Source organism: Roseburia sp. 1XD42-69 (genome assembly GCF_003612565.1).
Taxonomy (GTDB): Bacteria; Bacillota; Clostridia; order Lachnospirales; family Lachnospiraceae; genus Roseburia_B.
In genome coordinates this window covers 1-2,136 of record NZ_RAZG01000176.1, presented here as the reverse complement: position 1 = coordinate 2,136, position 2,136 = coordinate 1, and the positions used below count along the sequence as shown (strand labels likewise).

Below are 2,136 nucleotides of genomic sequence, written 5' to 3'. Positions count from 1 at the left end.
CCTTGATCCCGTAAAGATGTTCCAAAATCTCAGGCATTGCCATATCCTTTAGCTTTGAAAGGTATTTCCGGCATCCTAGAAGGTTGCGGCACAGAGCAAGCTGTTTATTTTTCGTCCTGGAGCACAGGAGCCCATAATGCCGGATCCGAACAAAACGTTTTGGCGGTACATGCATCAGAAATCTCCGGATGAACTCCACACCGGACAGTGTGAATTCCTTCCATTTACCGTCATTGCGGTAATCTTTCACGGAAAAGGTGACATTCTCTTCATCCATACGGATGATCCGGTGGTTGCTTATGGCAATCCGGTGTGTATATTTGCCAAGATAGTTAATGACAGACCGTGCACCATGGAAGGTCTTTTTGCAGTGTGGTATCCATTCGGCAGAATAACATTGGTCAATCAATTCCTTGAAAGAATAATGATTCCGGTACTTTTCAGCCGAACCATGGAATTCAAGCTTTCCAGCCTTCCAGAGTTGTTTTAGCTCATCCATGTATTTACCACGGAATACCTTGGAGATTACCTTCACCGGAAGAAAGAAATCTTCCCCGTTATCTCTCCATTTGTTTTCCGGGGTAAGCCCTCCGCCAAGAAGAATGGCATGGATATGGGGATGGAAATTCATTTCAGATCCCCATGTATGAAGAATACATATATAACCGACCTTTGCCCCAAGGTGGGCAGTATCAGCAGAAAGTTCACTGATTGTGCCGGATGCCGCATGATAAAGTGTATCATAAAGTAGTTTCTGGTTACTGTATATGACAGGGTTCAGAATATCCGGCACCGTAAAGACAAGATGGAAATAAGGTGCATCCAGGACATCTTCCCTGCGGGCATCTATCCACATTTCTTTCGGGACAGCCTGGCACATGGGACAGCAGCGGTTCTGGCAGGAGTTATAATGAATCTGTATGGCACCGCAGTCTTCACAAACACTGACGTTGGCTCCATAAGCCCCGGTTTTGCAGTTTATGATGTTGTTAGCGGTTTTGGCCTGTTCCGGCGAAGGGGAATATTTATCCAGGTAGGCAGAATAAAACTTCTGAAAAATGTCCTGTACGGTAGGTTTATCCATTGCATCCACCTTCTTCCCTGTCAAAAGGACTTCGGATGCCCATGATTGTTTTGTTGCTCACGTGCAGATAAACTTCTGTCGATTTCGGGTCACGATGGCCCAGAAGGGCCTGGATGTGACGCTGTTCCACACCGGCTTCCATCAGATGGGAAGCAAAACTGTGGCGAAGACTGTGGGGAGAAACACCTTTGGGAAGTTCAGCTTCCGCAGCCGAACGGCGCATGACCTGTTCCAATGTACCTACTGTAAGATACTGTCCGGTAAATTTATTTGGAAACAGGATACCCTTTGGCCTCCCTTTTCGGAACCAGTATTCTGTGAGGAGATCCAGGTTTCTTTTTGAAAGAATGGTATACCGGTCCATCCTGTTTTTGGTATCCCGGACATGGATTTGCATGTTGGTACGGGAGATATCATCATAATGGAGATGGATCACTTCAGAAACTCGCATGCCGGAAGAATACATAGTGGCAAACATTGCTTTATATTTTAAATCTTCTGTGGCATCCAGAAGCCTTTCCACTTCATCTGCGGTAAGAACAGTGGGAAGTTTATGCTCAATGATCATCCGCGGGACTGTGATATCATCCCACAGGATGTGCAGGACATTCCGGTAAAAGAACCGGATAGCGGAATTGTATAAGTTTAAAGTGGTGGCCTTGAGACCGTCCTCTTTCTTGGCGAGGAGAAAGTTACGGACATCCTGACAGGTAAGGTCAGAGGGGGCTTTTTTTACATAATTTAAGAAATAAGAAACATAGTTTCGATAACAGGAAATGGAACGTTCTTTGAGGTTCCTGATTTTACCCGCTTCATCGAGCTGGCGCAAATATTCATCATACATAAAATAATCCTCCATGAAATCAAAGTAGTAAACAAGTAACAACTACCATTCATGGAGGAGGCCGGGCAGAAAAAATCTGCTTGCAACGGTAGAAAATGGGTGGTATTCTATTCATGGCAGTGGTGGTGTCGATCCTGTTTGATTGTTTATTTGTGGTGAATTAACAATACTACTTTTAGGACTTGGCCGCTACTGCTTTTTTATAATT

General features: G+C 44.8%; 2 protein-coding genes. Both read right to left on the bottom strand.

The window, feature by feature from the left end; genetic code table 11:
• Window positions 1-1,084 (bottom strand): IS91 family transposase (locus tag D7Y06_RS24825; RefSeq protein ID WP_120410143.1); only part of this gene is annotated, 1,084 nt, incomplete at its 3' end.
• The gene (locus D7Y06_RS24820) at window positions 1,077-1,928 is read right to left on the bottom strand and encodes a tyrosine-type recombinase/integrase (RefSeq protein ID WP_120410142.1); all 852 of its coding nucleotides are present in this window, start codon (window positions 1,926-1,928) and stop codon (window positions 1,077-1,079) included. The genes D7Y06_RS24820 and D7Y06_RS24825, both read right to left, overlap by 8 nt.
• Window positions 1,929-2,136: the final 208 nt, after the last annotated feature.

Bases quoted from the DNA above. Each gene is read 5' to 3' on its own strand.
- D7Y06_RS24820 (WP_120410142.1), bottom strand. From the start codon at position 1,928: ATGTATGATGAATATTTGCGCCAGCTCGATGAAGCGGGTAAAATCAGG.